Raw genomic sequence first — 26,337 nt, 5'->3', positions numbered from 1 at the left:
TCTCCGCACCCAACACGACCCATGGACGAGTCGCGACGCTGGGAGTACGAGACGGTTCGGCCGCCGCGGGGCGTGACGAAGAAGGAGGCCGAGGACCCCAAGGAGGCGCTGAACGAGCTGGGCGCGGACGGCTGGGAGCTCGTCTGCTCGGTCGAGTACGTCGGCGGCGGGACGAAGTACCTCGTCCTGAAGCGACCCGCCGGCGAGGTGGGAGACGACGAGCCGGCCGGAAACGCCGGCGAGGTGAGCGACGACGAGCCGACCGTTCACGTCGACGAGGTGGGAGACGATGAGTGACGTCAGCACCGAGAACACGATGCGCGAGCGGGCCGGCGAGAGCCGGGCCAAGCTCTGGCTGCTGCTCGGCGCCAATCGGCTCGTCGTCACGGGTGCCATCGCGGCCGCGTTCTTCGCCCTGTTCGTCCTCTTCGGGGCGGTGATCTACCCGCCGTTCCGGTCGACGGTGACGGGAAGCGACACGATCGGGACGATGTTCTCCACGATGCTCAGCGCGGTCATCACCGGCGTCACGCTCGTCGTCACCATCAGCCAGCTCGTCATCTCCCAGGAGAACGGCCCGCTGGGCGACCAGCACCGCCGCATGAGCGACACGATGGACGTGCGGGCGTTCGTCGGCGAGGTCATCGGCGAGACGACGCCGTCGGATCCGTCGACGCTCCTCCGCAAGCTGATCGACGCGACCGAAGCTCGGGCGAACGAGCTCACAGAGAGCGTGGCGGACAGCGACAACGAGACGCTGCGGAGGGAGGTCGACGAGTTCACGGACAGCCTCACGGGCAACTCCGAGATCGTCAAGGACCAGCTCGAAGACGCCGAGTTCGGGACGTTCGGCGTGCTCTTCGCCGCCCTCAACTTCAATTACTCCTGGAAGATCCACCAGGTCGAGCGCATCCGGGACAAGCACGGCGACGACCTGAATCGAAAGACGCGGGAGACGCTCGAAGAGCTCCGGACCGCGCTGTCGATGTTCGGCCCGGTCCGCGAGCACGTCAAAACCCTGTACTTCCAGTGGGCGCTCGTCGACCTCTCGCAACTGATCCTGTACGCCGCGATCCCGGCGCTGCTCGTCGCGGGCGGCATGCTCGCGTTCGTGAAGGGACAGTCGTTCGGCGGCGCGGTCCTCGGCGTCTCCACCATCCTCTGGATCGTCGGCGCGGCGTTCACCGTCACGCTGATCCCCTTCTTCCTGTTCGTCTCCTACGTCCTCCGCGTCGCGACCGTCGCGAAGCGGACCCTCGCAATCGGACCGGTCGTCCTGCGCGACTCTGAGGGCTGAATCGCGCGCGGTCGCGACGGTTGCTTTCGAAGCCCTTAAACGGCGCTCCGAAGAACGTCCGATAACTCGCTGGACGACGGGCCGCCAGCGGGCACCCGTAACCGGATCCGTCCGGGACGGGACGAAATGTGACCGGCGGGCGCGCCGCCGACGGACCGATCGGCGGGCCGTCGGATCGTCGCGCCTTCGAGGGCGGCGAAGCCGCCGGAGTCCGGTTGAATCGCAAGCGCCCGTGGTGATACACGATGGCACGAAGCTTCTACTCGCACATCAAGGACGCCTGGAAGAACCCCGACGACGGGAAGCTCGGGGAGCTCCAGTGGCAGCGAAAGCAGGAATGGCGGCGCCAGGGCGCGATCGAGCGCATCGACCGGCCGACCCGACTCGACAAGGCGCGCGAGCTCGGCTACAAGGCCAAGCAGGGCGTGATCGTGGTCCGCGTCGCCGTCCGGAAGGGGACGGCGCGCAAGGAGCGCTTCCGCGCGGGCCGGCGGTCGAAGCGCCAGGGCGTCAACCGCATCACGCGGCGCAAGAGCATCCAGCGCATCGGCGAGGAGCGCGTCGCCCGCAAGTACCCGAACCTCCGCGTGCTCAACTCCTACTGGGTGGGCGAGGACGGGTCGCAGAAGTGGTTCGAGGTGATCCTCGTCGACCCGAACCACGCCGCGATCCAGAACGACGACGACCTCAACTGGATCTGCTCGGACAAGCACAAGGGCCGCGCCTTCCGCGGGCTGACCAACGCGGGCAAGGACAACCGCGGGCTCAACAACCGCGGCAAGGGGACCGAGCACGTCCGGCCCAGCGTCACGAGCGGCAAGGCGCGCGGGAAGTAGCGGCGGGGACGATCCGACGGGTACGATCCGGCGGGTCCCGATCTCCCGCTCCTCCGACGTTTCGACTTTTTCGGCGACCGACCGGGGAGGGGCGGCCCTCTCACCCGCTCCGGTCGCCCACCTTCACCAGCTGCTTGCCGACGTTCTCGCCCTCGAACAGCCCGATGAACGCCTCCGGCGCGTTCTCCAGCCCCTCCGTCACCGTTTCCCGGTACCGGAGGTCGCCGCTCCGCACCCAGCGGCCCAGCCGCTCCGTCGCGCGATCGAACCGCGCCGCGAAGTCGCTGACCAGAAAGCCCCGCACCCTCGCGCGCGTCTCGATGAGCGTCCCGAGCTTCCGCGGTCCGGTCGGCACCGACTTCTCGTTGTACAGCGCGATCTGGCCGCACACCGCGACCCGCGCGTCCACGTTCAGCCGCGAGAAGACCGCGTCGGTGATCTCGCCGCCGACGTTGTCGAAGTAGACGTCGACCCCGTCGGGGGCCGCCTCGTCCAGCGCCGCGCGGTAGTCGTCGGTCGCGGCATAGTTGATCGCACCGTCGAAGCCGAGTTCGTCGGTCAGGAACGACGTCTTCTCGTCCGAGCCGGCGATTCCGACGACGCGACAGTCCCCCATCCGGGCGATCTGGCCGGCGACCGAGCCCACCGCGCCCGCCGCGCCGGAGACCACGACGGTGTCGCCCGGTCTCGGGTGCGCGACCTCCAGCATCCCGAAGTAGGCGGTCCGACCGGGCATCCCGAGCACGCCGAGCGCGGTGGAGATCGGCGCGAGGTCGGGGTCAACCGACCGCAGGTCGTCGCCGTCGACGGCGGCGTAGTCCGCCCACTCCAGGTTGCCGACGACGACGTCGCCCGGCTCGAAGTCGCCGTGGTTCGACGCCTCAACCTCGCCGACGACTCCGCCGCGGAGCGGATCGCCGACCGCCCACGGCTCGGCGTAGGACTCGCGGTCGCGCATTCGACCGCGCATGTACGGGTCCACCGAGAGGTACAGCGTCCGGACGAGCACCTCCCCCGGACCGGGCTCCGGAACGTCGGTCTCGACCAGCTCGAACGCGTCCGGTTCCGGCTTCCCCTCGGGGCGCTTCGAGAGCAGAAATCGGCGGTTGGTGTCGGTCATCGACCGAACCGAGGGTCGCGCGCCGGACAGGCCTTCCGGTGGGCGAGTCGTCTGCCGGAACCGACCGAAAACCTGGGACGAGGTGTCTCGCCGGGGGTTCGACGCCTCCGGACTGTCACTCGCGCCCGGCGCGGACGAGGAAGGCGAGCGCCCCGCCGAGGAGGCCGAGGTTCTTCATGAACTGAATCTGCTGGTCCTGCTTTTCCTCGCCCTCGTAGTTCCAGAAGTCGTGCATCTTCGGAGTGACGCCGACGAAGAACGTCGCGACCGCGCCGGCCGCGAGCGTCGGGAGTCGCCACAGCGCGATTCCCAGCCCGCCGAAGACGAGCATGCCGCCCGAGAACGGCACCGCGAGCGAGGCGTTGGGGACGCCCTTCGACTCCGCGTAGCCGATCATCGACTCGGGGTTCAGAAAGTGGTTGAGCCCCATGAACGCCAGAACGCCGCCGAAGAGGAGTCTGGCGAGGAGGAAGAGCGGGCCGCCCGACCCCGCTTTCGCTCCGCTCTCGTCGTCGGTCTCCGCCGCCGGCTCCTCTCGGTCGGCGCGCTCCGACTCCGTCGACTCACTCACGGGAAGCACGGTTCGTAACACGTCGCTCATGCGAGGTCGTACCACGGTCGCGCACTTAGCCGTTTGCGACGCGGAAGGCGGGTTCGACTACTCCAGGTCGCCGCGCCACGCGTCGTAGCCGCCGGCCATGCTCGACACCTCGGCGTCCGTGCGGGCGTCGAGAAACCGCGCCACCTGTACGGAGCTCTCGCCGACGTAACAGGCGACGATAACCTCGTCGGCCCACTCCCGGTCGTCGACGGCGTCCTCCAGGTCGTCGAGGGGGACGTTCTCCGCGCCGGGGATGTGCGCCTCGTCGTACGCATCGGCGTCACGGATGTCGACGAGGTCGAACCCCTCGCCGGCTTCGAGCCGGGCACGGACTTCCTCGGGCGGGGTTTCGGCGACCATGGCTATCGCTTCCGGAGGAAGATGCGGTACAGTCCGTCGCCGCTGCGCCAGACGCGGGCGTCGACCGCGTCGCCGACGGCCCGCGGGACGTTCTCGGTCGAGGGGACGTGGTCCGTCTCCTGCAGCAGCAGATCCCCCGAGTCGAGGCGCTGAATCGCCTTCTTCGCCTCGACCTGCGGGTACGGACAGACCTCGCCGGTCATGTCCTGCGTCTCGACCGCCTGTTCTGCGAGCCGTTCGGCCGTCTCGTCGTCGACCTCGTCGGGCATGTCGACGAAGTCGTCGAGCGAAGGTCCGCTCATGATTGGTGTTTCGTGTCGGTGTGTGTCTTCGACGGTTGTCTGTCCGTTCGTTCAGATCGCGCAGCCGACCTCGCGGTAGATCCAGTGGGTCGTGGCGTACACGCCGGCGACGATGCCGATCGTCGCCACGAACGAGTGGATCGAAAGCTCCGCGAGCCCGGAGTAGACGTTCCCGATGTTGCAGCCCGGGGCGAGCCGCGAGCCCGCGCCCATCAGGAACCCGCCGACGACGGCGTTCGGAACGCGCCGGCGCTTCGGGACGCGGACGGAGAAGTCGCCGCTCCAGACCGCCGCGAGGAACGCGCCGACGATCACCGACGCGATCATCAGCATGTCGACGGTGATCCCGATCCCCTCGCCCTGGAACAGGACCGAGCCCCAGTACTCGAAGCTTCCGGCGTCCACGCCGACCTGCTGGAGCAGGTACCCCGTCCACCGCGCTTCGGGGCCCGTCACGCCGACGATCGACACCTGCGTGAACCACAGCACCGCCAGCGCCGTGATCCCGAGCGCGGCCGTCCGGGGGTCCCAGGGGCGCCTGGACGCCGCCTTCCAGTCGTCGATCTCCGCGAAGCCGCGTAGGTACGCCTTCGTCCCGCGTGCGAGCGACCGGAGTCCGGCGACGGGCGCGAGCGCGGCGGCGAGGGTGAGCTTCGCCGCCCGTCCGTGGGGTCGATCGCCGCGGGGCTCCCGCGCCCGCCCGACGATCGTCGCGTAGACGAGCACGACCCCGGCGGCGACGAGCAGCGCCAGCGCCGGGGCGGGGATCGGCGAGAGCGCGAACAGTGACGCCCCCGCGCCGAACGTCAGCGGCTCGAAGTACGCCGGTTCGAGCGTCGGGAAGGCGACGGTGAACGCGACGTAGCCGACGCCCATGAACAGGAGGGTGAGCCAGAAGTGGAGGTACCCCTGGCCCGCGCGGTACAGCGTTCCGGATGCGCAGCCCCCGGCGTAGGTCATCCCCACGCCGAAGACGAACCCGCCGACGAGCCCCGTCAGCCCCCACCCGGGCGTCCAGAACTCCCGGTAGTAGCCGAGGGCGTACGCGACGCTCCAGAACAGCATCGTGAGCGTCGTCGCGACCAGCACGGCCTTCGTGACCCGGGTGTCCTTGAACGCGAAGAGGTCGCGGAACGCGTGGACGAAGCAGAAGCGACCCTTCTGCAGGAACACGCCGAGGCCGAGGCCGACGACGACCGCGACGAGAGCGTTCGACACCATTCGGAGCGGGGTAGGGGGATCGAACGGAAAAACCGCACTGAGTCCGGCATCGCTGCCGTCAGCCGTGACGGGGCGAACGGCGCGAAGAAAGCGGTACGGGGGCGCTTCCGAGCCGTCTTCGGAGAAACCGCCCGGCGGCGGCGGGACGACGACGACGCCCGCCGCGTCCGAGGAATCGGAGATACTTGTGGGAGCCGACGACGCCGGCCGGATCGTCCGGCGACTCACCGGCGATCCACCGAAGACCTATCGTCGACCCGCCGAAGACCCACGGTCGAATCGACCCGGGGGTTACCGGCGACCTACCGCCGCCCGAGCCGGTTTTCGACGGCCGCGGCGAGTTCGAGGGCCGCCTCGACGCGCTCGTCCGCCGCGGCGTTCTCGGTCTCGTCGATCCGCTCCAGGAGCGTCCGTATCTGTTCGACCCGCGCGCGGACCGTCTCCTCGCTCGCGTCGCCCCCGGCGACGTCCGCGGCGACGGCCTCCGCCTCGCCGAGCCACAGGTTCGCCTCGCGGCGGATCGGCAGCTCCGCCGTCGCTTCGAGGTGCGCGTGCAGGTCGGCGAGGAGCTCCGCGAGGGATTGGTCTTCGGTCATCGGCGGTTCGAGGGCGGGTCGCGCTCCGCTTCGTCGACGTCGCGCCTGACCGACCGCTCGGCGGTGTCGCGATCCGCGATCGGTCGGCCGCTCGTCTCCGCGTCGACGAGGAAGTACAGCGCGAGGCCGCCGCCGACGCCGACGAGGACGAACAGGGCGAGGAGGACCGCAGCCGACATGTCCGACTCTCGTCGCCTCGAGAGGTTAGCTGTTTCGACGGTCTGACGCCGCCGGCGCGGGGGTCGGGGCGCGCTTACCACTCGTCCCCGATCCGCTTTCGGGCGCGCCGATACCCCGCGTTGGTCCGCCAGGTCAGTCCCGTTGCCACGTGTTCGACCTCGTAGGGGGACCGGCACGAGCCGCACCGCCGGCGCTCCGGGCGCGTCACCGCCTTCGAGGCGCGGTGTCGCTCGGCGGTCCACGAGCAGCCGTCGTCCGCGCAGACGAGCCGGAGCCGTCCCTCGCTGAACCGCGGACAGCGGACTGAGGCGTCGAGTTCGCGCGCCTTCCGCCGGAACCGCGGGCCGTGATTCGACTCGCCGAACCGCCGGTATTCCCACGCGTGGATCAGCTCGTGGCGGATGACCTCGGTGAACCGCTCCCACCCGTACGCGCGGTAGGCGTCCCACGTGAGCCGGATCGTCACGTCGCCGGTCCGGCGGTCGTACAGGCACGCGCCCGCCCGGCGCTTCGCCCGCGTCGACACCTCCCAGTCGACCGCGGAGCGGTCGAGGTCGACGTCGACCGTCGCGGCGTAGGACGCCGCCCGCGACAGGAGCTCGTCGTGCGTCTTCGGCGCGTCGTCTGACACCATCGTTCGGCGGATCGTTCGTCGGTTCTCCCTCCCGTGGCTTAAGGGCGCGTCAGACGCGCCGGCGTTCGCAGGGAGTATCGGAGCCAGCCGGCGGTGCCGAAGCTCGTCCCTGGGTGACGCCTCTCGGTTCTTCGTCGAGAAGTTACGAACTCCTCCGACACTCCCTATCAGAAGCGCGGCGCGAGCCGTGACCTTATACCGGATCGCCCGAAAGATACGCCCATGAGCCTCTCACTCGACGCGACGCAGCTCGACCGCTACTCCCGGCACATCATCATGGACGAGGTGGGCCCGGAGGGCCAGGAGAAGCTGTTGAACGGGCGGGCGCTGGTCATCGGGGCGGGAGGGCTCGGCGCGCCGGTCATCCAGTACCTCGCGGCCGCGGGCGTCGGGACGCTGGGGATCGTCGACGACGACGTGGTCGAGCGGTCGAACCTCCAGCGGCAGGTGATCCACGCCGACGCGGACGTGGGCGTCCCGAAGGTCGAAAGCGCCGCCGCGTTCGTCGAGCGACTGAACCCGGACGTGACGGTCGAGACGTACGAGACGCGCCTCGGGCCGGAGAACGTCGGGTCGCTCCTCGAAGGGTACGACATCGTCGTCGACGCCTCGGACAACTTCCCGACGCGCTACCTGGTCAACGACGCCGCCCGCCTGGCGGGCGTGCCGGTCGTCCACGGGGCCATCTACAAGTTCGAGGGGCAGGCGACGACGCTCGTCCCGGGCGGGCCGTGCTACCGGTGTCTGTTCCCCGAGGCTCCGGAGCCGGGGACCGTGCCCGACTGCGCGACGACGGGCGTCCTGGGCGTCCTCCCGGGCACGGTCGGCTGCGTGCAGGCGACGGAGGCGGTGAAGCTCCTCCTCGGCGAGGGCGAGGTGCTGGAGGGGCGACTGCTGTTCTACGACGCGATGGACATGAGCTTCGAGACGGTGCCGTACCGGCGGAACCCGGACTGCCCCGTCTGCGGCGAGAACCCCATCGACTCGATCGAGGGGATCGAGTACGCCGGCGGCTGCGCGGTCGAGGCGGAGTAGGGCCGTCGGGCCGAGACGGAGCGTGTTCTAGAGGAATCCGAGTACCCACCGGAGCGCCTCCGATCCGACGAGCAGCCCGCCTTCGGGGCGCGAGAGCCGCCGGCCGGACCAGAGCGCGACGACGAGCAGGACCGTCAGCCCGAGGAGCCAGAGGGCGCTGTCGAACGCCGCCCGGGAGACCGAAAGCGGCGCGATCGTCGCGGCGACGCCGAGCACGAAGAGGACGTTGAACACGTTGCTCCCGATGACGTTGCCGACCGAGACGTTCGTCCGGCCGCGCGAGAGCGCGACGAGCGACACGGCGAGCTCGGGCGTCGAGGTGCCGGCGGCGACGACCGTCGCGCCGATGAGCCACTCGGACACGCCGGCGTCGCGGGCGAGGGACACCGCGCTCTCGACGAGGAGGTGCCCGCCGGCGACGACGACGGCGAGACCGACGGCGAGCAGCGCGAGGTCGACGATCCCCCGCCGCTCGCCTCCGGCCGTCGGGTTCCCGGACGCCGGTTTCGACTCCGAGTCGGACGCCGATCCCGGCGCTGACTCCGACTCCGATTTCGGATCCGGTTCGGCCGCGTCGGGCGCGAGCCGGAGCAACAGGAGGAGGTACGCGCCGAACAGCGCGAGCAGCAGCGCCCCTTCGAACTGCGACACCCGCAGGTCCCACACGACGGCGAGCAGGAGCGCCGTCGTCGCGAGCAGCACGAAACCGTCCCGGCGCAGCATTCGGCGTGAGACCTGAACCGCCCGGACGAGGGTGACGACGCCGAGGATGACGGCCGTGTTGTAGATGTCGCTCCCGACGACGTTGCCGACCGCCAGGTCGGCCGCGCCGACGAGCGCCGCGTCGACCGTGACCGCGAGCTCTGGCGCGGAGGTTCCGACGGCCACGACGGTCAGGCCGATGACGAGTTCGGAGAGGCCGAGCCGACGGGCGAGGTCGACCGCCCCGTCGACGAACAGCCTCGACCCGCCCCAGAGGGCGACGACGCCGACGACGAGGAGCGCGAGATCGACGATGACGGACGGGGCCACGCGTTAGCGGACGCGCGCCGGCGGGATAAATCCGGTCACGTCTCGCCGCGCGGCGACGACGGCGGAGCGGCGGCGTCCGGTACTCGTATGCCGTCCGGCCGAGAAGCCCGCGCATGACCCTCCCGGAGCTGATCACGGCGATGCCGTTCTGCGAACACCTGGGTATCGAAGTGAGCGTCGCGGCCGACGGGTGCGCCGAGGGGTCGCTCGAACTCGGCTCGGAGCACTCCTCGGTCCCCGGACGGGCCGTCGCCCACGGGGGCGTCGCGTACTCGCTCGCCGACACGGTCGGCGGCGCGGCGGTCATCTCGCTGCACCGCGCGCCGACGCCGACCGTCGACATGCGGATGGATTACCTCGCGCCCGCGCGGACCGACCTGGTCGCGGATGCGGAGGTCGTCAGGGACGGCGGCAGCGTGGCGGTGGCGGACGTGGTCGTCCGGGACGCCGAGGGGACGCGCGTGGCGACCGCCCGCGGCGTGTACAAGACGGGCGGCGGGCATGGGGACACCGCGTGGGGAGGCCCGGTGGACGGCGAACGACGAACGGCCGGGAACTGACGACGAGCGTCGAGGAACAGGTGGCGAACGGTGATGGACCGACGGCCGACGGAGAAAGTCTGACGGCGAGTAGCGGGCGGGGGACGGTTCGGCCGTAAGGGCCACGGGTTCTGTCACCCTACGCGACGGTATGTCCGAGGACGACACTCGGTACGACGAGGGCGACGCGGTGGCGACACCGGACGGGCGCGGGGTCGTCGCGGCGGTGCTGACCGACGACTTCGAGTTTCCGGAGGGCGACGGCGACCTCGCGGCGGTCGAGGCCCGCGCGGACCGCCCGGCGCACGTCGTCGGCCTCGAATCCCCCGGTTCGGCGGTCTACCGCGCGTCCGCGATGCGGGCGACGTCGTTCGACGACGACTCCCCCCCCGGAGGTGGACGGCGAGGCGCTGACGGACGTCGTGAGCGAGGACGTGAACGGCCTCGACGACCTGCCCGACGGCTGGGACCGCGAGAGCGTCCTGGAGTACTGGTCGTCGATCGGCGGGTCGTGGGAGTCGGCCGTCGAGGACCTCACCGACGAGTTCGGCGAGGAGCGGGCGAAGGAGCTGGCCTCGGCGATGAAAGACGAGGTGCTCCGGACCGAGCGGTGGCGGAACCGGTTCTGAGCGGACTCGGTTCCGAGAGGCGGAGGATTCAGCGCGGCTTCGCGCCGCTCCGGGCGCGGAGCCCGACGGTTCGTCGGTTCACCGCGCCGGTGAGCGCCGCGACGATCGCGACGGCGCTCGCGACGTGCATGGCGACGAGCGCGCCGAGCACCGGCGTCGTCACGCCGGGGATCGACGGGGCGACCGTGGCGATCGGGATCAGCGAGGCGACGAGGACGACCGCCGCGAGGGCGACGAAGTTCCGGGTCGGCCTGCCGGTGAAGCGGACGAGCGCGGCGTAGACGCCCGTCGCCATCGTCGCCGCGACCGCCGTGCTGACGAGGACGGGACCCCACCCGAGCGGGTCGACCGACTCGGCACCCGAAACGAGGGCGACGGCGATGCCGCGGATCAGCGCGTTCGCGAGGACCGCGAGCGCGAGCGCGATCAGCCCGCGTTCGACGATCGACGTTCGGGACGGAGCGACTGAGGTCGTGTGACTGCGTACTCGCATATCCCGTCTAGTAGGCCCGCTGAGCGGATATACCTGTCACTCGGCGGTACGACGCCGCGATTCCCGCGACGCTTCACCCCCGCGCACTCCGATTCGGTCGCCGAGGCGTCCCGCCGCGCGAAAGCCGCTACTCGCGGCGACCGCGCGCGAGAAACGCCAGCGCCGCGCCCAGGAGGCCGAGGTTCTTCAGGAAGTGGATCCGCTGTCCCTGGCGCTCCTCGCCCTCGTAGTTCCAGAAGTCGTGCATGACCGGCGTGACGCCGGCGAGGAACGAGACGACCGCGCCGGCCGCGAGCGTCGGGAGCCGCCACAGCGCGACGCCGACGCTCCCGGCGACAAGTAGCCCGCTGGCGAACGGGACGAGCGCGTCGGCCTTCGGAAGGCCGCTCGCCTCGGCGTACGCGACGGTGTCGTCGAGGTTTCGGAGGTTGTCGAGCCCCGAGAACGCGAGAACCCCGGCGAAAAGCAGCCGTCCGAGGAGCGACGGCGGCGCGTTGGAGCCGTCGTCGGTTTCACTCATCGGCGTCACCTCCCTCGGTCCCGCCGGGATCGACCGGATCGGTCGGATCGGCCGGATCCCCCGAATCGGCGGAGGCGACCTCGCCGCCGTCGGTCGCCGCTCGCCCGCCGGTCGGAGCCTCGATCGGCGGGAGGCGGGCTTCCAGCCGTTCGCGGTCGTCTTCGAGCCACGGCGGCAGCTTCAGGTCTGCGCCGAGCGCTTCGACTTCCTCGTCGAGCGCGAACCCCGGCGGGTCCGTCGCAATCTCGAACAGGACGCCGCCCGGCTCGCGGAAGTAGATCGAGCGGAAGTACTGTCGGTCGCGGACCGGCGTGACCCCCAGCCCGCGGTCGGTCAGCTCCTCGCGCCAGGCGAGCTGCGTCTCGTCGTCGGGCGCGCGGAAGGCGACGTGGTGGACGGCGTCCACGCCCACGCGGCCGCGCGGGGCGTCGGGGTCGACGGCGAGATCGACGACGGTCCCCGGGACGGCCGCGCGGTCGCCGTCCGCGGCCCCGTCGTCCACCGTCCCGCCATCCGCCGCGTCGACGCCCGCCGCGTCGGTTGCGCGGTAGCGGGCTCGACCGCCCTCCTCGCCGACGGACTCGAAGCCCATCGCGCGGAGCAGGTCGGCGGTCGGCCCCCCGTCGGCGAGGGAGAGCGAGACGCCGAAGAAGCCGCGGACGGCGTGCTCCGCCGGGACGGGGCCGTCGGCCCACGGCTCGACGGCGTCGGCCGCGGAGTGAGCGACCAGTTCGAGGCGGAGGCCGTCGGGGTCGCGGAACGCGACGGCGCGCTCGTCGAACCGCGATGCCGGATCTTCGTGCTCGACGCCGCGCTCGTCGAACCGGTCGATCCAGTAGTCGAGCGACGACGGTGGGACGAGGAAGGCGACGGTCCGCGCCTGCCCCGTTCCCGCGCGACCGGGACGGGCGCCCTCGAAGGGGAAGAACGTGAGTATCGTCCCCGGGCGGCCGACCTCGTCGCCGTAGTAGAGGTGGTAGGTGGTCGGGTCGTCGAAGTTCACGGTCCGCTTCACGAGTCGGAGCCCCAGCGCGTCGGTGTAGAAGTCGACGTTCGTCTGGGGATCGCCCGCGATCGCCGTGACGTGGTGAATTCCGGGTGTTTCGATTGTCATGGTGTGATTCTGGGGGTTGATTTTGGTCGTACTGTTCGTGTGCTCGTGCCGATCGCCGCAGCCGGCGCCGGCGCTTTCACTACGTTACCAGGTACGCCTCCGAACCTGTATATACCCTCGCGGACAATCCCGTAACCAGGTGACAGCAGTGCCAGTGGACGCGAACGGACGGGAAGCGGCGGATCGGTACTCCGAAGAGGCGTGCTTCGTCATCGACTCACTGGAGCAGATCGGCTCGCAGTGGCGGCTCATCGTCCTGTACGACCTCCAGGAGGGCGAAAAGCGGTTCAACGAGCTCAAGCGATCGACGGGGGCGAGCTCGCGGACGCTCTCCCGCGTGCTCGACGACCTCCGGGAGATGGGGTTCGTCGACCGGCGGCTGGAGGAGGACGCGCCCGTCGCGACGTACTACAGCCTCACGCCGAAGGGTCGGTCGCTCTGCCCCGTCTTCGACGAGATCGAGGCGTGGGCGCAGGAGTGGCTGGACGCTCCGATCGGGGAGCGCGACTGACCGCCCGGCGGCGGGGCTTCGACGGCGGACTGGGAGGCGGGTCTGACGGCTGACGGGCGCTCAGGACCGCCAGCTCCCGTCCCCGACCCACCGCCTGGCGAGGGCGACGCTGGCCGCGCTCAGCAGGAGCCCCGCGAGCACGTCGGTCGCCCAGTGGATCCCGAGGTACATCGTCGCGATCACCACGCTCAGCGCCCCGAACGTCGCGATCGCGGTCCACTTCGGATACTGATCGCGCGAGAGCCACGCCAGCATCGCGACCGTGATCGACAGCGAGGTGTGGAGCGACGGGAACACGTTCGTGTTGGTGTTCACGCGGCTCGTCAACAGCTGGTAGCGCGGGTACGTCGTGTACAGGAGCGACTCGACGAGGTCGGACAGCAGGTTCCGCGGGCCGTAGGCGATGAACAGGACGTAACAGAGCAGGCCGAGCCCGTAGTTGAGGCTGTACGCGATGACGAGCTCCCGGAGCGGGCGGGCGTCGTCGAGCGCGGCGTACGCGAGGAGCGGGAACACGAGGAGGAACACGTACCCGTAGACGTAGACGAACGAGAAGTAGGCGGTCAGCGGCGGGGAGGCGAACGACTGGACGAACGCGACGAACGTCCCCTCGAGGGCGAAGATGTACCCCGTGATGTTCCAGCCGATGATCCAGGAGAACTCCGGCACCACGTCCCTGATGGCGCTGTTGACGAGCAGGACGACCGCGAGGACGGCGAGTTGCGGCGCGACGGCGCGCAGGCGGAGGCGGGCGGTCCGGCGGAGCCGCCGAAGCCGGTCCGCGCCGACGATTCCGACCGCGGCCAGGGCGACCATCGCGGCCACCACCGCGACGACTTCCGCGAGTATCGTGAGGAAACTCATGGCGACGGAGATCAGCGTGTGAGGAGTTTGCCGTTCTCGCTGTACTGGTAGCCGGCTTCGCGAAACGCCGAGCGGGCCCGCTCGGGCGAGACCTCCCCGGCCTCGCCGAGGAAGGGCGTCACGGGATCGGCGCCGGCCCACGCGAGGTCCTCGGGGAGCCACCGGGTCTCCGCGAGGGGGCTCGCCGCCGGCGCGGCGTACCAGCCGAACACGTCCCGGACGAGGAACGACTTGTCGACGAGCCGTGCGACCGTGTGGCGGAACCGGGGGTTGGAAAGCGGCGCCTGCCGCGCGTTGAAGCCGACGTGGTAGAACGACTGCGACCGGTGGGCGATCAGATCGAGGTCGGGCGACCGCGCGATCCGGGGCACCGTCTCCGCGCTGAGGTTGGAGATCGTCGCGTCGGCGTCGTCGTTCGAGACCAGTTCGACCGCGGACACGTCCGACGAAACGACCTGCACGCGGAGGCGATCGAACGCCGGCCGCGCGGGGAGGCCGGTCGGATCCTCGCCGCCCCGGTCGCGGACGAGGAAGTGGTCGTCGAAGAGCGAGAGGACGAGCGACTCGTCCGGCTTGCTCCGTTCGAACCGGAACGGGCCGCTCCCCACGGGGTTCGGATTGTTCCAGATCAGCGCCTCGGTGGTCTCGCCGTTGACTTCGATCCCCGCGATGCTGGCTTTCCCCGTCTTCTCCGACCAGACGTGCTCGGGGAGCAGCGGGATCGTCAGGGCGCGGTCGGCGACCGCCTCGGACCCGGGTAAGAACCGAATCCGGACGGTCCGGTCGTCGGTGACGGACACGTTGTCGACGAGCGAGACGCGGCCGCGGAAGCGCGGTGCGGGAATGGAACCCTCGTCCGCGCCGAGCGTCGTGTCGGCCAGGAACGCGTAGGTGAACGCGACGTCGTCGGCCGTGAGAGGGGTCCCGTCGTGCCACGAGAGCCCGTCGCGGAGCCGGACGTTGACCGTCGGGGCCCGGCCGTCCGTCGCCCAGGTCACCGTCTCCGCGAGCCACGGGTTGACGGTCCCGCTGTACCGGCGACAGAGCGAGTCGTAGAGCAGGTCGATGAACGTCCCGAGCCGGCGGAACTCGGCGGCGATCGGGTTTCTGTTCTCGGTGATCCGGGGGTCGGTCGTCGCGAGCCGCAGTTCCGCGCCGTCGGACGCGAAGTCGGAGGAGAAGTCCGCGCCGGGCAGGCGTTCGAGCGACAGTAGCCCGACCGCCGAGTTCGGACCGAACGTCCGCCACTTGGTGAAGCGGTCGGTCCGGACGGCGCAGAGCACGTCGGGAAACGCCACCGTGAGGAACGGAACCGTCTGTGCGACCGTCCGCTGTAACTCCGCCGCCGCCTCGCGGCGCGCCTTCCCGGCGGTGGTTCGCTGTTCTTCGAGCAGTTCGTCGACGGTGAGGTTGGTGTACCCGAACGGGTTCTGCCACCCCGATTCGGAGCTGAACCGCGAGTGCAACAGGCCGTACAGCGAATCCGGGTCGAGGTGACGCGCCTCGGGGTACTGGCCGACGTACAGGTCGAACTGCTGGTTGATGAGCACCTGCCGGTAGAGCTCTTCGACCTCGACCGGCACGACGCGGGCGGCGACGCCCGCCGTCTCCAGGTTCTCCGCGAGGTGGCGGGCGATCCGGCTGGCGTACGGGTCGCTGTCCGCCGGCACGGTCTTGATTTCGAGCGAGATCTGCCGCGAGGGCTCGCGCCCGACGACGTTCCGGAGGCGCTTTACGCACCCGGACGTCCCGGCGGCCGACGCGGCAGCGACGCTGGCGAGCACCGCTCTCCGCGTCCCTCGGAGTTCGCTTCGACCGTCGGTCGAGGACATGTACTGCTTCCCGGAACGTTTAGCGGGCGGCGCAATAACAGTTCTGTGGCTCACGTTCTCATCCGGTGTGACCGTACCGGTCACCGCTAGTATCACCGGAGCTCCACTTTCCGGAGCACATAGCAAGAAGTTACATATTCCGCATCGTCATACGGAACGTATGTCGCCGCGGCGAGTGAAGCGGTCGATCCTCGTGAGCCTGGTCTGCCTGTCAGCGCTGGTACTCCTCACCGGCTACGTCACCGGCGAGGTGCTGGCCGGACAGCAGATCCAGGGCGATCAATCGGCCGAAGAGGCGTTCAGAACCGGCGACAGGAGTCCCGTCGCCGAGCCCCGCGAGAACATCACCGTCGTCGGCACCGACTCGAACGCGTTCGTCTCCAACGACGGCTCCGGCCCGCGGGCGCAGGCCGAACTCGTCGCGTTCGCTCCCGACGGGAGCGTCTACTACTACAACAACTCCCACACCCGGTACTGGGACGTGGATCCCGTCCCGAGGACGAGAGCGACCGTCGAGTACCTCTACGCGGACCACCTGAGCGAGGAGGACTGCAACGCGTCCACCGTCTGTACGCGCAACGGGATCGAGCGGGTCAACCTCACGACGGGCGAGGTGACCGACGTCTACGCGCGGATCACGCCCGACAAGCACTCGACGCGCTGGCACGACGGGGATCGGATCGACGAACACCGGTACCTCGTCGCGGACATCGACCAGGACCGCGTGTTCATCGTCAACACGACGACCGAACTGATCGAGTGGTCCTGGGACGCGCAGGCGGACTATTCGACCGAGAGCGGCGGTCCGTACCCCGAGGACTGGACCCACGTCAACGACGTCGAGTACGTCGAGATCGACGGGCGAGCGGTCGTCATGGCGAGCCTCAGGAACCAGGACAGCGTCGTCTTCATCGACCTCGAACGGGGATTGATGGAGGAGTGGACGCTCGGCGAGGACGACGACCACGAGACGCTGTACGAGCAGCACAACCCCGATTACATCCCGCCGGAGGAGGGCGGCCCGGCAGTCCTCGTCGCCGACAGCGAGAACAGCCGCGTTGTCGAGTACCAGCGCGAGAACGGCGAGTGGGTGAAGACGTGGGAGTGGAGCGACCCGCGGATGCAGTGGGTCCGCGACGCCGACCGCCTCCCGAACGGCCACACGCTCATGACCGACTCGAACGGCGACAGGGTGCTCGAAGTCGACCGGCGGGGCGAGGTCGTCTGGAGCGCCGACGTCGGCTTCCCGTACGAGGCGGAGCGCCTCGGCACGGGCGACGAATCCGCCGGGGGCCCCAGCGCGAAGTCGCTGGACCTGCCCTCGGAGCGCGCCGACGAGCGGAGCGACGTCGGCGCGGTGGGCTCCGCGTGGCTCCGGATCGAAGCCGCGGTTCCCCCGAAGGTCGTGAACGCGATCGCCTACGCCCTGCCGCGCTGGATGGGCGCGCTCGAGATCGTCGCGCTGTTCACGTTCGTCGTCGGAAGCGCGACCCTGGCCGTCACCGAGTGGCGTCGGAGGAAGCTCGCCGTCGCCGTTCGATCGCCGCTGCAACTGCGGAGAAAGTAGTTTCGAAGGAATGAACCAACAGGAAGTGAATCTCGGATGACAGACTCGACAGAATCGACCGGGCAGGAGTCGTCGACCGCGGCGAGCGAGACGCCGAAGCGGACGGCGCGGTTCGCGTGGCCGGCCACCGCGACGAAGCGGGACGAGGAGACGCTCCTCGGGACGGCCGACGCCGTCTGGCTCGCGCCCGTTCTCGCCGTCGGAACGGCCGTCTACCTCCTCTACCTGGCGACGCACCAGTACCCCGCATTCGGCGCGGGGCTGTACATGCTCATCGCCGAGGAGATCGTCGGACACGGCTACGCGCTCCCGGAGTGGATCCCCTACTACACCGCACGCGGCGTCCCCTTCGCGTACCCGCCGCTCATGTTCTACGTCGCGGCGGTGATCACGGATCTGACCGGGGTCGATCCGTTCACCTACAGCCGGTTCCTGCCGGGGCTCGTGACGATCGCGTACCTCGTTCCGGTGTACCTCCTCGTCCGGGATCTGCAGGGCTCCCGAGCGCAGGCGACGGCCGCGGCGACGCTCATCGCCGTGAACCCCCAGATCCTCAAGTGGCACATCTCGGCCGGGGGCATCGTCCGCGCGCCCGCGGTGCTGTTCGCGCTCTGCGGCATCTACACCGGCTACCACATGTTCCGGTCGGGGGAGCGTCGGTGGGTCGTCGCCTCCCTCGGCTTCTTCCTCCTGACCGTGCTCACGCACCCGACGTACACGCTGTTCTTCGTGCTGACGTACCTGCTCACGTGGCTGACGCTCGACCGGTCGGTCGCCGGCCTCCTGCGGGGCGCGGTCGTCGGCGTCGGCGCGGTGATCCTCGCGGCCCCGTGGTGGATCCATGTCGTCTCCTCGTTCGGCCCGACGGTCTTCTTCGCGGCGTCGGGAACCCACGGCGGTATCGGCGGCGGCCTCTACGAGTTCGTCTCGGGGCTCTTCCCGTGGGCGATCGTACCGCTGCTCGGCGCGGTCTACCTGCTCGTCTCCGGGCACGTCTTCCTCCCGCTCTGGTACCTCGTGGCCGAGTTCGCGGTCCGACAGTCGCGGTTCGCCTACCTGGTCGGGTTGATCGTCATCGTCGCCGCCGCCGTCGAACTCGGCCGGCGGCGGCTGCCGCGGACGGTCGCGCCGCGGCGGTTCGCGCCGGTTTTCGTCGCGTTCCTCCTCGTCGCGGCGCCGGCCGGGATCGGCTACCTCGCGTACGACATGACCGACGAGGTCGGCACGGAGACGCCGTCGTTCGTCGACGAGGAGGACGTGGAGGCGATGGAGTGGGCCGCCTCGCAGACTCGGCCCGACGCCACGTTCGTCGTGATGGGCGACGCGGCCGAGTGGTTCCCGGCGATCACGCACCGGACCATCCTGATCGGCCCGTGGGGGGTCGAGTGGGTCAGCTCGGAGGCGTACTACGATCAATTAGACGCCTACACGAACATCTCCGCGTGCTCCGCCGAGTCGTGCGTGAACCGGTGGCTCGCGGAGAGCGGTTCCGATCCGGACTACCTGTACGTCCCCCGGGGAGGATACACGATTCGCGGCGACTACGAGGTCCAGTACGGCTCGCTCGAACGGGCGCTGCGGCTCTCCGACAGGTACGAGCAGGTGTTCGCGAACGACGGGGTCGTGATCTTCCGGGTCAAACGGGACTGACGGCGACCGTCCGCCGCGCGCTCCGCTCCGTCGTCCGAGTTCCGCCTCGTCCCGTCACAGCGCGCCGAACAGCGGGAGCGCCAGGCACGCGACCCAGCCGACCGCGCCGAGCGCCGCGACCGTCCGCCCCTCGCCCGCGTCGCGCTTCGCCGCCCCGGCGGCGATCAGGCCGAGCGAGACGAGCAGCGCGACGCGGTGCAGGACGAGCGGCACGGGAAGCGCCGTAACGCCGAGCGCGCCGAAGTCGAGGACGATCGCGGTTCCGAGCCCCGCGATCGACAGGACGAACGCGGCGGTGGAGTCGATCGGGCGCGCGATCCCGGCCGCGAGAACCGGCGTCCCGACCGCGAGCACCGGGTACAGGAACGCGGCGAATATCTTCGGAGAGACGCGCGGCAGGGCTCCTTCGAGCGCGATCCCGGCCGCCCGGACGCCGAGATACAGCCCCGCCAGCGCGAGAAAGAGCGTCGCCCGGCGGCCGTGCTCGGCCACCGCCGCGACGACCTCCCCGCGGACGCGCGCCGGCGACGGGAGGTCCCGGCGGACGCGCTCGATCGAGCCCGCGGCGGCTCGGCGCGGACAGCGAGGGACGCGAAGCGTCCCCCGGGCCACGCGAGCGGGACCCCGTCCCGCTCGCGGACGAAGCGACCCGACCGCGACGACCGTGAGCGCGAGCTCCACGACGGTCATCCAGCCGTCGCTGCCGCCGCCGCGCTTGCCGTGGTACACCCGCTGGACGTCCGCCACGTAGGGTTCGTCGATGAAGTCCGACTCGACGGCTCGGCCCGCGGGCTGGACGCCCGTGACGGTGTGGCGGAGCCTGAACCAGTCCCAGTACTCCTGGTGGGCCTGCATCGCGGTCCACTCGCCGTCCGGGTCGGCGTACGCGCGGATGTGGTACCGCGAGCCGAGGTACGCGCCGGTGTGGAGCTGGTAGCTCTCCGCGAGCCACCGCCCCTCGCCGTCCCCGTCGACGTCGACGTAGGTGTACCGGGTCGAGCCGCGCGCGTCGTCCCAGTCGACGCCGTCGTCCGTGACCTCGACCGCGTCGGCGGAGTGGGCCCCCGCGGTCGCGTCCGTCTCGTTTTCGGTCGTCCGGTTCCACTCGATGGACGTCCGCTCGGTCAGCGCCCGCCGCGTCGTCTCCGGATCGCCGCGGACCACCACGTTGATCGCCAGCGTCCGGCCGTCGATCGACCGCCGCTTGCTCGTGTACGGCCAGAAGTGGCTCCCGTTGTCCCGCGGTTCGACCAGCCGCCGGTCCGGCACCGTCTCGCGGGGCTCGTCCGGCGCGGTCCGCTGGTACGGCCCCTCGACGTATCCGGCGGTGGCGAGGCTCGCGGCGACGACGACCAGGACGACCCACGTGCGGACGCTCGGCATCGAAGTGCCCGGTCGTTCGTTCCGGGGGATAATCAGCCTTCGCCGACTTTTGAATCGGATGACATTCGTGACGCGACCGGCCGCGAGGATCGGAAACGGAGGCGAGAGCGACGAGGGGCGCGAGAGAGGCGAGGGTCACGAGACGCGAGAGAGAGATGAGGGCCACGAGGGGCGGAAGAGATCGAGGTCACGAAGGGTGGAAGAGAGGCGAGGCACCGCGGACCGGCGGGCGGTGGGCCGTGGCCGACGCGACCGCGCTCGTGCGGCCGCGCCGCACTTCCGGATCGGCCTCTTTTACGGTCGGCGACTACGACGCGGTACCATGTCGGAACAACGGGACGAGGAGCGGATCACGGTGTACTCGGATTACGTGTGCCCGTTCTGTTATCTCGGGCGTCGCTCCCTGCGACAGTACCAGGAATCGAGGGAGGAGGAACTGGAGGTGGACTGGCACCCGTTCGACCTCCGAAGTCAGAAGCGGGGGCCGGACGGCGAGATCGACCACTCCGCCGCCGACGGGAAGGACGACCAGTACTACGAGCAGGCCAGACAGAACGTGCGCCGGCTTCGGGAGCGGTACGGGGTCGACATGGAGCAGGACCTCGCAACCGACGTCGACTCGCTTCCCGCGCAGATCGCCTCGTACTACGTCAAGGAACACTACCCGTACGAGACGTGGCTGGACTTCGACGTCGCGATCTTCGAGGCGCTGTGGCGGGAGGGAAGGGACATCGGCGACGAGGAGCTGCTCGCGGAGCTGGCGGACGACGCGGGCGTCGACGGCGACGAGATCCGCTCGGCGCTCGACGACGGGACGCTCCGCGAGGAGGTGAACGCGCGCTTCCGCGAAGCGCAGCAGCGAGGCGTCACGGGCGTGCCCACGTTCGCCTACGACGGCTACGCGGCGCGCGGTGCGGTTCCGCCGGAGCAGCTGAAACGGCTCGTCGAGGGCGTCTGATCGGAACCCGTCCGGCGGCCGATCAGCGCCGACGGGGCGGACGCGTCACCGACGCGTCACCGCCGACTCACCGGCGCATCCGCGTCCGCTCTTCGAGGCGCTTTTCGAACCACTGCCACTCGCGGGTGAACTGCCCCGTCGCCTTGAGGTCCCACACGTCCGCGTCGGTCACGATGTGCCCCAGCCGGTACGACTGCACCATGTTCACCATCCAGATGATGAGGCTCAGCCCGAGGATGAACGCGCCGACCGTCGCCACCTGCTGGAGCGAGACGAAGACGAACTCCGCGGGGTACGACGCGTACCGGCGCGGGAGGCCGAGCTGCCCGACCAGAAGCAGGGGCATGAACGTGAGGAACACGCCGACGATGCTCAGATACGCGTGGATGCGCCCGAGCGTCTGATCGTACATCCGGCCCGTGAGCAGCGGGAACCAGTAGTAGTTGGCGGCGAACATCGCGAACGCGATGATCCCGACCACGATGAAGTGGAAGTGGCCGACCACGTAGTAGGTGTCGTGCAGCACGAGGTCGACCGGGATCGACGCCAGGAAGATCCCCGTGACCCCGCCCACGATGAAGAGGCCGATGCCCCCGACGCAAAAGATCATCGGGGCGGTGAGCCGAACCCGCCCGCCCCACAGCGTGGCCATCCAGTTGAACGTTTTGACGGCGCTCGGGATCGCGATGGCGATGGAGATCGCCATGAAGCTGGCGCGGAGCCGCGGATCGATACCGGTCGTGAACATGTGGTGGGCCCACACGCCGAACGAGAGCACGCCGATCGCGAGCGTCGAGTAGACTATGAACTTGAACCCGAACAGCCGCCGTCCCGCGAACTTCGGGAGGATGAGGCTGACGAGCCCGAACGCGGGCAGGACGAGGATGTACACCTCGGGATGGCCGAAGAACCAGAACAGGTGCTGCCAGAGGATCGGCCCGCCGCCGTCGACCGCGAAGAACGTCGTCCCGAAGTTGCGGTCCAGGAGCAGCATGAGCAGCGCGCTCCCCAGCACGGGGAAGGCGAACACGATGAGCCCGCTCGTGGTGAGCATCGTCCACGAGAAGATGTCGAGGTTGGCCCAGGTGACCTCCTCACTGCGTTCGGTGAAGATGGTGACGATGATGTTGATCGCGCCCATCACCGTGGCGAGCCCGCTCAGGTGGAGTCCGAGCAGGAGCAGGTCGATCTGGGGGTTGACCATCTGCGCCGACAGCGGGGTGTACATCGTCCACCCGATCGCCGGCGGTTCGAGCGCGAACAGCACGTCGAGCTGGAGGCCGACCGCCGCGAGAACCTTCCCGATCACCTCCGTTATGAGCCCCCCGCGGGCGAGCAGCAGCGACGGCGGGAGGAGCCAGAAGGCGATGGCGTTGATCCGCGGGAACGCCATGTCGTCGGCGTCGACGAGGATCGGCACGAAGTAGTTCGCGACCCCCGTGAACACGGGCGTCACCATGAAGAGGAGCATCGTGAGCCCGTGCATCGTGAAGACCGCGTTGTAGGTTTCGGCGTTCCAGATGTCCGTCGTCGGGGTGAAAAGCTCCGCCCGGATCATCATCCCGTCGGTCGCGCCCCACAGCCCGGCGGCGACGCCGAACAGGATGTACATGATGCCGATGTCCTTGTGGTCGACGGTCGTCAGCCAGCGGTAGAAGCCCGCCGGCTTCTCGCGCTCGAAGATCGTGCCGGGGAGGTACCCGCCGTCGGACGCGACGTCCCCTCGCCAGCCGTCGCGGTGGATCGCCGCGACGGCGAGGACGAACAGCAGCGCCGTGACGGCCAGCAGCCCGGAGAGAAGCGTTACCACGGGGACCACGTCCTGCGTACCGGAGTCCCGAGGACCATGCGCGCACTATGAACCGGGGAGGGAAATAACTACTCTCTCGGCCTCGATTCGAGCGGTTCTCGAACGCACACGGTCGTTCGAGACGGTCGTCAGCGGGACGCCTCGAACGAGCCGGTCTGCTCGCCTCTCGACTCGTCGCCCGACGACAGCCGCGCGTACACCGCGCCGAGCGTGAACCCGTAGGCCAGGTGGGCGACGAGCGTGAGCCCCGCGTAGACGACGAACAGCGCGCCGCTTATGTCCCCCCGTCCGGCGACCACGAACGCGATCCAGAGGATCGACGCGAACGCCATGCCGCGCGTCGCCGGGTCCGGTCCGCCCGGGAGGTAGTCCTCCAGGGCGAGGAACAGAAGCGGCCACGCGACCGCGCCGGCGAGGAGGAAAATGACGAACCCCAGAAAGAGGTTCCCGGGCATGCCGACGAACCGCGCGACGGCGGCGAACAGCCCGATCGCCTCGCGGGTTTCGACCTCCAGGAGGAGCAGCAGGACCGACATCAGCGAGATACCGGCCACGCCACCTGCGATGGCACTGAATGGGCGATTCATGAGCGGTAGAACGCGCGGGGGCGTTAAAAATCTCCGCACCGGACGGCGCGTTCGCCCCGGAGCGGCGGTTTCGACGGTTCGGCCGCCGACGCGCCGCTTTCCCGACCACTACGGCTAAGTATCACCCTCCGATACCACTCGGTATGACCGAACTCGGAAAGATCGACCGCGCGTTCTTCGACGAGTACGTCTACCCGAACCTCGGGGCGGACCGCGAGGACGTGACGCTCGGCCCGAAACACGGGGTCGACTTCGGCGTGATGGAGGTCGGCGGGCGGGCGGTCGCGCTGGCGACGGATCCCGTGTTCATCATGCCCTCGCTGGGCTTCGAGCGGGCGGCGTGGTTCGCCTTCCACATCCTCGTGAGCGACGTGTCCGTCTCGGGCCTGGCGCCGACGCACCTGAGCGTCGATTTCAACCTCCCGCCGGAGATCACGGACGAGCAGATCCGGACGGTGCTGGAGACGTTCGACCGGGAGGCCCGCGACCTCGGCGTCGCCGTCGTCACCGGGCACACGGCGCGCTACGCGGGCTGTAACTACCCGATGGTCGGCGGCGCGACGAGCATCGCCGTCGGCGACCCCGACGACCTCGTCCGGCCCGACGGGGCGCGCGTCGGCGACGCCGTGATCGTCACGAAGGGGCCGGCGGTGGAAGCGACCGGGCTCATGTCCATCCAGTTCGAGCCGCTCATGGGGGCGCTGGACGACGAGGTCGTCGAGGCCGCGAAGGATCGCTTCTACGACATGAGCCCCGTCAGGGACGCGCTCGTCGCGGCGTCGGCCGGCCCGGTGACCGCGATGCACGACGCCACCGAGTGCGGCATTTACGGCGGCCTCTACGAGATGGCCCGCGCCGCGGGCGTCGGAATCGACGTCGACCGCGACGCGATCCCGGTGCTGCCGGGCGTGCGCGAAGCCTGCGAGTTCTTCGGCATCGACCCCTGGAAGTCGATCAGCGAGGGGACGCTCCTGCTCGCGGTCGATCCGGACGGCGCGGACGAGGTGGTCGCCGCCCTCGACGACGAGGGGATCCCGGCGGCCGTCGCGGGCGAGGTCCGCGACGGGTCCGGCCTCCGCGTCGACGGCGAGCCCGTCGACCACCCCGAGGTCGACCCGTTCTGGGGCGCGTTCGAGGAGTACATGGGCAGGCTGGCCGAGGAAGGCGACGACGGGGAGAGCGAGTGATGCGGAAGGCCGCTCCCGTCAGACCGCCCGCGGCGCTGACGATCGCCGGAAGCGACTCCGGCGGCGGCGCGGGCGTCCAGGCGGACCTGAAGACGATGGAGGCCCACGGCGTCTTCGGCACCTCCGTGATCACGGCGACGACGGCGCAGAACACGCGCGGCGTGCGGTCCTCGTTCGTCCTGCCGGTCGAGGAGATCCGCGCCCAGTACGAGGCCGTCGCCGAGGACTTCGACCTCGGCGCGGTCAAGACGGGGATGCTGGCGACGCGGGAGGTGATCGAGGCGGTGACGGAGCTCCTCGCGGACTTCGAGGGCCCCGTCGTGGTCGACCCCGTGATGGTGGCCGCCTCCGGCGACCGGCTGCTCACCGAAGAGGCCGAGGACGCCTACGGCGACCTGCTCGGGGAGGCGACGCTCGTCACCCCGAACGCCGACGAGGCCGCGGTGCTCGCGGGCGTCGACGTGACCGACGCCGAGTCGGCCCGGGAGGTGGGCGAGGCGCTCCTGGAGACGGGCGTCGAGGCGGCGCTCGTGAAGGGCGGACACCTCGACGACGATATATCGTCTCGGGGATCCCACCTCGGCGGCGAAACCGTGATCGACACGCTCGCGACCGAAGAGGGGGTCGAACGGTTCGAGCACCCGCGGATCGACACCGAGGCGAGCCACGGGTCGGGTTGCACCCTCGCGAGCGCGATCGCCTCGCGCCTGGCCCTCGGCGAGCCGCTCGACGCGGCGGTCGCCGCGAGCGTCTCCTTCATGGAGCGCGCGGTCAGGTACTCGCTCGACGTGGGCGAGGGTCCTGGCGCGGTCCACCACCTCGTCGCGCTCCGGGAGGAGGCCGACCGCCACCGAACGATCGAGCGGGTCGAGGGGATCGTCGAGCGGTTCGTCGACCGGGACGTGAGCGCGCTCGTCCCCGAGGTGGGCATGAACGTCGTCGGGGCGACGCCCTACGCCGAGGCGGTCCCGGAAACCGCCGCCGTCGAGGGGCGGATAACCCGGACGCTCTCCGGCGTCAAGCCGAACCGCGGCGTCCGCCTGGGCGCGTCGAGCCACGTGGCGCGGTTCCTCCTCGCGGCCCGCGAGGTCGACCCATCGATCCGCTTCGCGGTGAACTGCCGGTTCGACGACGACGTGGAGGACGCGCTGGCGGCGCTCGACGGGCCGACGTCGGAGTTCGACCGCGCGGCGGAGCCGGCGGCGGTGAAGGAGCGCGAGGGGAGCACGATGCAGTGGGGCGCGCGGAAGGCCTTCGAGAGCGCCGACGAGTCCCCGGCGGCCGTGATCGACCGCGGCGAGGTCGGCAAGGAGGCCATCGTGAAACTGCTCGCGTCCGACGTCGAAACGCTGGTCGAGCGGACGCTGACGCTGTGCGACGCCGTCGAATCCGCCGACGCGTAGAGAATCGAACCGCGATTCGATCGACTGGCGGCCGGTGGAATTAATATCACTATCATTTTATCGGGACTGTATCCGG

Annotated in this window: 29 protein-coding genes and 1 pseudogene; 12 read left to right on the top strand and 18 right to left on the bottom strand. The window is 70.0% G+C overall.

What is annotated here, in order from left to right:
• Positions 1-21: 21 nt before the first annotated feature.
• From CNO20_RS07500 to CNO20_RS07490, 3 genes and pseudogenes are all read left to right on the top strand, one after another.
• Positions 22-213, top strand: a pseudogene (locus tag CNO20_RS07500) (DUF4177 domain-containing protein); the annotation flags it as partial.
• Positions 214-289: 76 nt separating this feature from the next.
• Positions 290-1,297: a DUF7972 family membrane protein gene (locus tag CNO20_RS07495; protein WP_101295506.1), complete on the top strand. Its 1,008-nt coding sequence runs from the start codon at positions 290-292 to the stop codon at positions 1,295-1,297.
• 245 nt (positions 1,298-1,542) lie between these two features.
• Positions 1,543-2,133, top strand: coding sequence for a 50S ribosomal protein L15e (locus tag CNO20_RS07490; RefSeq protein ID WP_101295505.1), 591 nt, complete (start codon positions 1,543-1,545; stop codon positions 2,131-2,133).
• A gap of 100 nt (positions 2,134-2,233) precedes the next feature.
• On the opposite strand, the gene CNO20_RS07485 is transcribed toward CNO20_RS07490, so the two are convergent.
• The 8 genes from CNO20_RS07485 to CNO20_RS07450 all read right to left on the bottom strand — a co-directional run bounded on the left by CNO20_RS07485 (position 2,234) and on the right by CNO20_RS07450 (position 7,147).
• Positions 2,234-3,253, bottom strand: a complete 1,020-nt coding sequence (locus CNO20_RS07485; protein ID WP_101295504.1) for an NADP-dependent oxidoreductase — start codon at positions 3,251-3,253, stop codon at positions 2,234-2,236.
• A gap of 115 nt (positions 3,254-3,368) precedes the next feature.
• Positions 3,369-3,854: a DoxX family protein gene (locus CNO20_RS07480; RefSeq protein WP_101295503.1), complete on the bottom strand. Its 486-nt coding sequence runs from the start codon at positions 3,852-3,854 to the stop codon at positions 3,369-3,371.
• Positions 3,855-3,911: 57 nt separating this feature from the next.
• Positions 3,912-4,214, bottom strand: coding sequence for a rhodanese-like domain-containing protein (locus tag CNO20_RS07475; protein WP_101295502.1), 303 nt, complete (start codon positions 4,212-4,214; stop codon positions 3,912-3,914).
• Between the two features lie 2 nt (positions 4,215-4,216).
• Positions 4,217-4,516 (bottom strand): sulfurtransferase TusA family protein, encoded by a 300-nt coding sequence (locus CNO20_RS07470; protein ID WP_101295501.1) that lies wholly within the window; start codon positions 4,514-4,516, stop codon positions 4,217-4,219.
• 51 nt (positions 4,517-4,567) lie between these two features.
• Entirely contained in the window at positions 4,568-5,737 is a 1,170-nt protein-coding gene (locus CNO20_RS07465; RefSeq protein WP_101295500.1) for a YeeE/YedE family protein, read from the bottom strand.
• Positions 5,738-6,039: 302 nt separating this feature from the next.
• Positions 6,040-6,333: a DUF8152 family protein gene (locus CNO20_RS07460; RefSeq protein WP_101295499.1), complete on the bottom strand. Its 294-nt coding sequence runs from the start codon at positions 6,331-6,333 to the stop codon at positions 6,040-6,042.
• The gene (locus CNO20_RS07455; RefSeq protein WP_101295498.1) at positions 6,330-6,512 is read right to left on the bottom strand and encodes a DUF8143 family protein; all 183 of its coding nucleotides are present in this window, start codon (positions 6,510-6,512) and stop codon (positions 6,330-6,332) included. Before CNO20_RS07455 ends, CNO20_RS07460 begins: the two co-directional genes overlap by 4 nt.
• 74 nt (positions 6,513-6,586) lie before the next feature.
• Positions 6,587-7,147, bottom strand: a complete 561-nt coding sequence (locus CNO20_RS07450; protein ID WP_101295497.1) for a SprT-like domain-containing protein — start codon at positions 7,145-7,147, stop codon at positions 6,587-6,589.
• Positions 7,148-7,369: 222 nt separating this feature from the next.
• Between CNO20_RS07450 and ubaA the strand changes: the two genes are divergently transcribed.
• Positions 7,370-8,182, top strand: a complete 813-nt coding sequence (gene ubaA / locus CNO20_RS07445) for an SAMP-activating enzyme E1 (RefSeq protein WP_101295496.1) — start codon at positions 7,370-7,372, stop codon at positions 8,180-8,182.
• Positions 8,183-8,209: 27 nt separating this feature from the next.
• On the opposite strand, the gene CNO20_RS07440 is transcribed toward ubaA, so the two are convergent.
• A complete protein-coding gene (locus CNO20_RS07440) occupies positions 8,210-9,214 on the bottom strand; it encodes a calcium/sodium antiporter (protein ID WP_101295495.1) in 1,005 nt (334 codons plus the stop codon).
• 113 nt (positions 9,215-9,327) lie between these two features.
• Here CNO20_RS07440 and CNO20_RS07435 point away from each other — a divergent pair, with 113 nt between their 5' ends.
• Positions 9,328-9,774, top strand: a complete 447-nt coding sequence (locus CNO20_RS07435; protein ID WP_101295494.1) for a PaaI family thioesterase — start codon at positions 9,328-9,330, stop codon at positions 9,772-9,774.
• A 118-nt stretch (positions 9,775-9,892) separates the two neighbouring features.
• Here the strand turns inward: CNO20_RS07435 and CNO20_RS23255 are convergent, their stop codons facing one another.
• Positions 9,893-10,060 carry a hypothetical protein gene (locus CNO20_RS23255; RefSeq protein ID WP_199174758.1) on the bottom strand — a complete coding sequence of 56 codons (168 nt, stop codon included), beginning with the start codon at positions 10,058-10,060 and terminating at the stop codon, positions 9,893-9,895.
• Between the two features lie 88 nt (positions 10,061-10,148).
• Here CNO20_RS23255 and CNO20_RS23250 point away from each other — a divergent pair, with 88 nt between their 5' ends.
• A complete protein-coding gene (locus CNO20_RS23250) occupies positions 10,149-10,382 on the top strand; it encodes a hypothetical protein (protein ID WP_199174757.1) in 234 nt (77 codons plus the stop codon).
• Positions 10,383-10,410: 28 nt separating this feature from the next.
• Here CNO20_RS23250 and CNO20_RS07425 read toward each other — a convergent pair whose 3' ends face one another.
• From CNO20_RS07425 to CNO20_RS07415, 3 genes are all read right to left on the bottom strand, one after another.
• Positions 10,411-10,875, bottom strand: coding sequence for a DUF6069 family protein (locus CNO20_RS07425; protein ID WP_101295493.1), 465 nt, complete (start codon positions 10,873-10,875; stop codon positions 10,411-10,413).
• Positions 10,876-11,002: 127 nt separating this feature from the next.
• The gene (locus CNO20_RS07420; protein ID WP_101295492.1) at positions 11,003-11,395 is read right to left on the bottom strand and encodes a DoxX family protein; all 393 of its coding nucleotides are present in this window, start codon (positions 11,393-11,395) and stop codon (positions 11,003-11,005) included.
• Complete coding sequence (locus CNO20_RS07415) at positions 11,388-12,509, bottom strand: ring-cleaving dioxygenase (RefSeq protein WP_101295491.1); 1,122 nt, start codon at positions 12,507-12,509, stop codon at positions 11,388-11,390. The genes CNO20_RS07420 and CNO20_RS07415 overlap by 8 nt, the downstream gene beginning before the upstream one ends.
• A 148-nt stretch (positions 12,510-12,657) precedes the next feature.
• Here CNO20_RS07415 and CNO20_RS07410 point away from each other — a divergent pair, with 148 nt between their 5' ends.
• Entirely contained in the window at positions 12,658-13,020 is a 363-nt protein-coding gene (locus CNO20_RS07410; RefSeq protein WP_233204016.1) for a winged helix-turn-helix transcriptional regulator, read from the top strand.
• 60 nt (positions 13,021-13,080) lie between these two features.
• Here CNO20_RS07410 and CNO20_RS07405 read toward each other — a convergent pair whose 3' ends face one another.
• Both CNO20_RS07405 and CNO20_RS07400 read right to left on the bottom strand, forming a co-directional pair.
• Positions 13,081-13,884, bottom strand: a complete 804-nt coding sequence (locus CNO20_RS07405) for a phosphatase PAP2 family protein (RefSeq protein ID WP_101295490.1) — start codon at positions 13,882-13,884, stop codon at positions 13,081-13,083.
• An 11-nt stretch (positions 13,885-13,895) separates the two neighbouring features.
• Entirely contained in the window at positions 13,896-15,716 is a 1,821-nt protein-coding gene (locus tag CNO20_RS07400; RefSeq protein ID WP_101295489.1) for an ABC transporter substrate-binding protein, read from the bottom strand.
• A gap of 160 nt (positions 15,717-15,876) precedes the next feature.
• On the opposite strand from CNO20_RS07400, the gene CNO20_RS07395 reads away from it, so the two are divergent.
• Positions 15,877-17,283 (top strand): aryl-sulfate sulfotransferase, encoded by a 1,407-nt coding sequence (locus CNO20_RS07395; protein ID WP_101295488.1) that lies wholly within the window; start codon positions 15,877-15,879, stop codon positions 17,281-17,283.
• 36 nt (positions 17,284-17,319) lie between these two features.
• Positions 17,320-18,933 (top strand): ArnT family glycosyltransferase, encoded by a 1,614-nt coding sequence (locus CNO20_RS07390; protein WP_101295487.1) that lies wholly within the window; start codon positions 17,320-17,322, stop codon positions 18,931-18,933.
• A 54-nt stretch (positions 18,934-18,987) separates the two neighbouring features.
• On the opposite strand, the gene CNO20_RS07385 is transcribed toward CNO20_RS07390, so the two are convergent.
• Positions 18,988-20,316: a hypothetical protein gene (locus tag CNO20_RS07385; protein WP_101295486.1), complete on the bottom strand. Its 1,329-nt coding sequence runs from the start codon at positions 20,314-20,316 to the stop codon at positions 18,988-18,990.
• 322 nt (positions 20,317-20,638) lie between these two features.
• Between CNO20_RS07385 and CNO20_RS07380 the strand changes: the two genes are divergently transcribed.
• On the top strand, positions 20,639-21,274 hold the full coding sequence (locus CNO20_RS07380) for a DsbA family oxidoreductase (protein WP_101295485.1): 636 nt from the start codon (positions 20,639-20,641) through the stop codon (positions 21,272-21,274).
• Positions 21,275-21,341: 67 nt separating this feature from the next.
• On the opposite strand, the gene CNO20_RS07375 is transcribed toward CNO20_RS07380, so the two are convergent.
• Together CNO20_RS07375 and CNO20_RS07370 are read right to left on the bottom strand one after the other, a co-directional pair.
• Positions 21,342-23,084, bottom strand: coding sequence for a cbb3-type cytochrome c oxidase subunit I (locus CNO20_RS07375; RefSeq protein WP_199174756.1), 1,743 nt, complete (start codon positions 23,082-23,084; stop codon positions 21,342-21,344).
• A 128-nt stretch (positions 23,085-23,212) separates the two neighbouring features.
• Complete coding sequence (locus CNO20_RS07370; protein WP_101295484.1) at positions 23,213-23,671, bottom strand: DUF6789 family protein; 459 nt, start codon at positions 23,669-23,671, stop codon at positions 23,213-23,215.
• 143 nt (positions 23,672-23,814) lie between these two features.
• Here CNO20_RS07370 and CNO20_RS07365 point away from each other — a divergent pair, with 143 nt between their 5' ends.
• Both CNO20_RS07365 and thiD read left to right on the top strand, forming a co-directional pair.
• Positions 23,815-24,858, top strand: coding sequence for an AIR synthase family protein (locus CNO20_RS07365; RefSeq protein WP_101295483.1), 1,044 nt, complete (start codon positions 23,815-23,817; stop codon positions 24,856-24,858).
• Positions 24,858-26,261, top strand: a complete 1,404-nt coding sequence (gene thiD / locus CNO20_RS07360) for a bifunctional hydroxymethylpyrimidine kinase/phosphomethylpyrimidine kinase (protein ID WP_199174755.1) — start codon at positions 24,858-24,860, stop codon at positions 26,259-26,261. Before CNO20_RS07365 ends, thiD begins: the two co-directional genes overlap by 1 nt.
• The last annotated feature ends 76 nt before the right edge of the window (positions 26,262-26,337 follow it).

Source organism: Halegenticoccus soli, assembly GCF_002844195.1.
Lineage (GTDB): Archaea > Halobacteriota > Halobacteria > Halobacteriales > Haloferacaceae > Halegenticoccus > Halegenticoccus soli.
The sequence above is the reverse complement of the archived record's forward strand: the minus strand, read 5'-3'. Positions and strand labels throughout refer to the sequence as shown.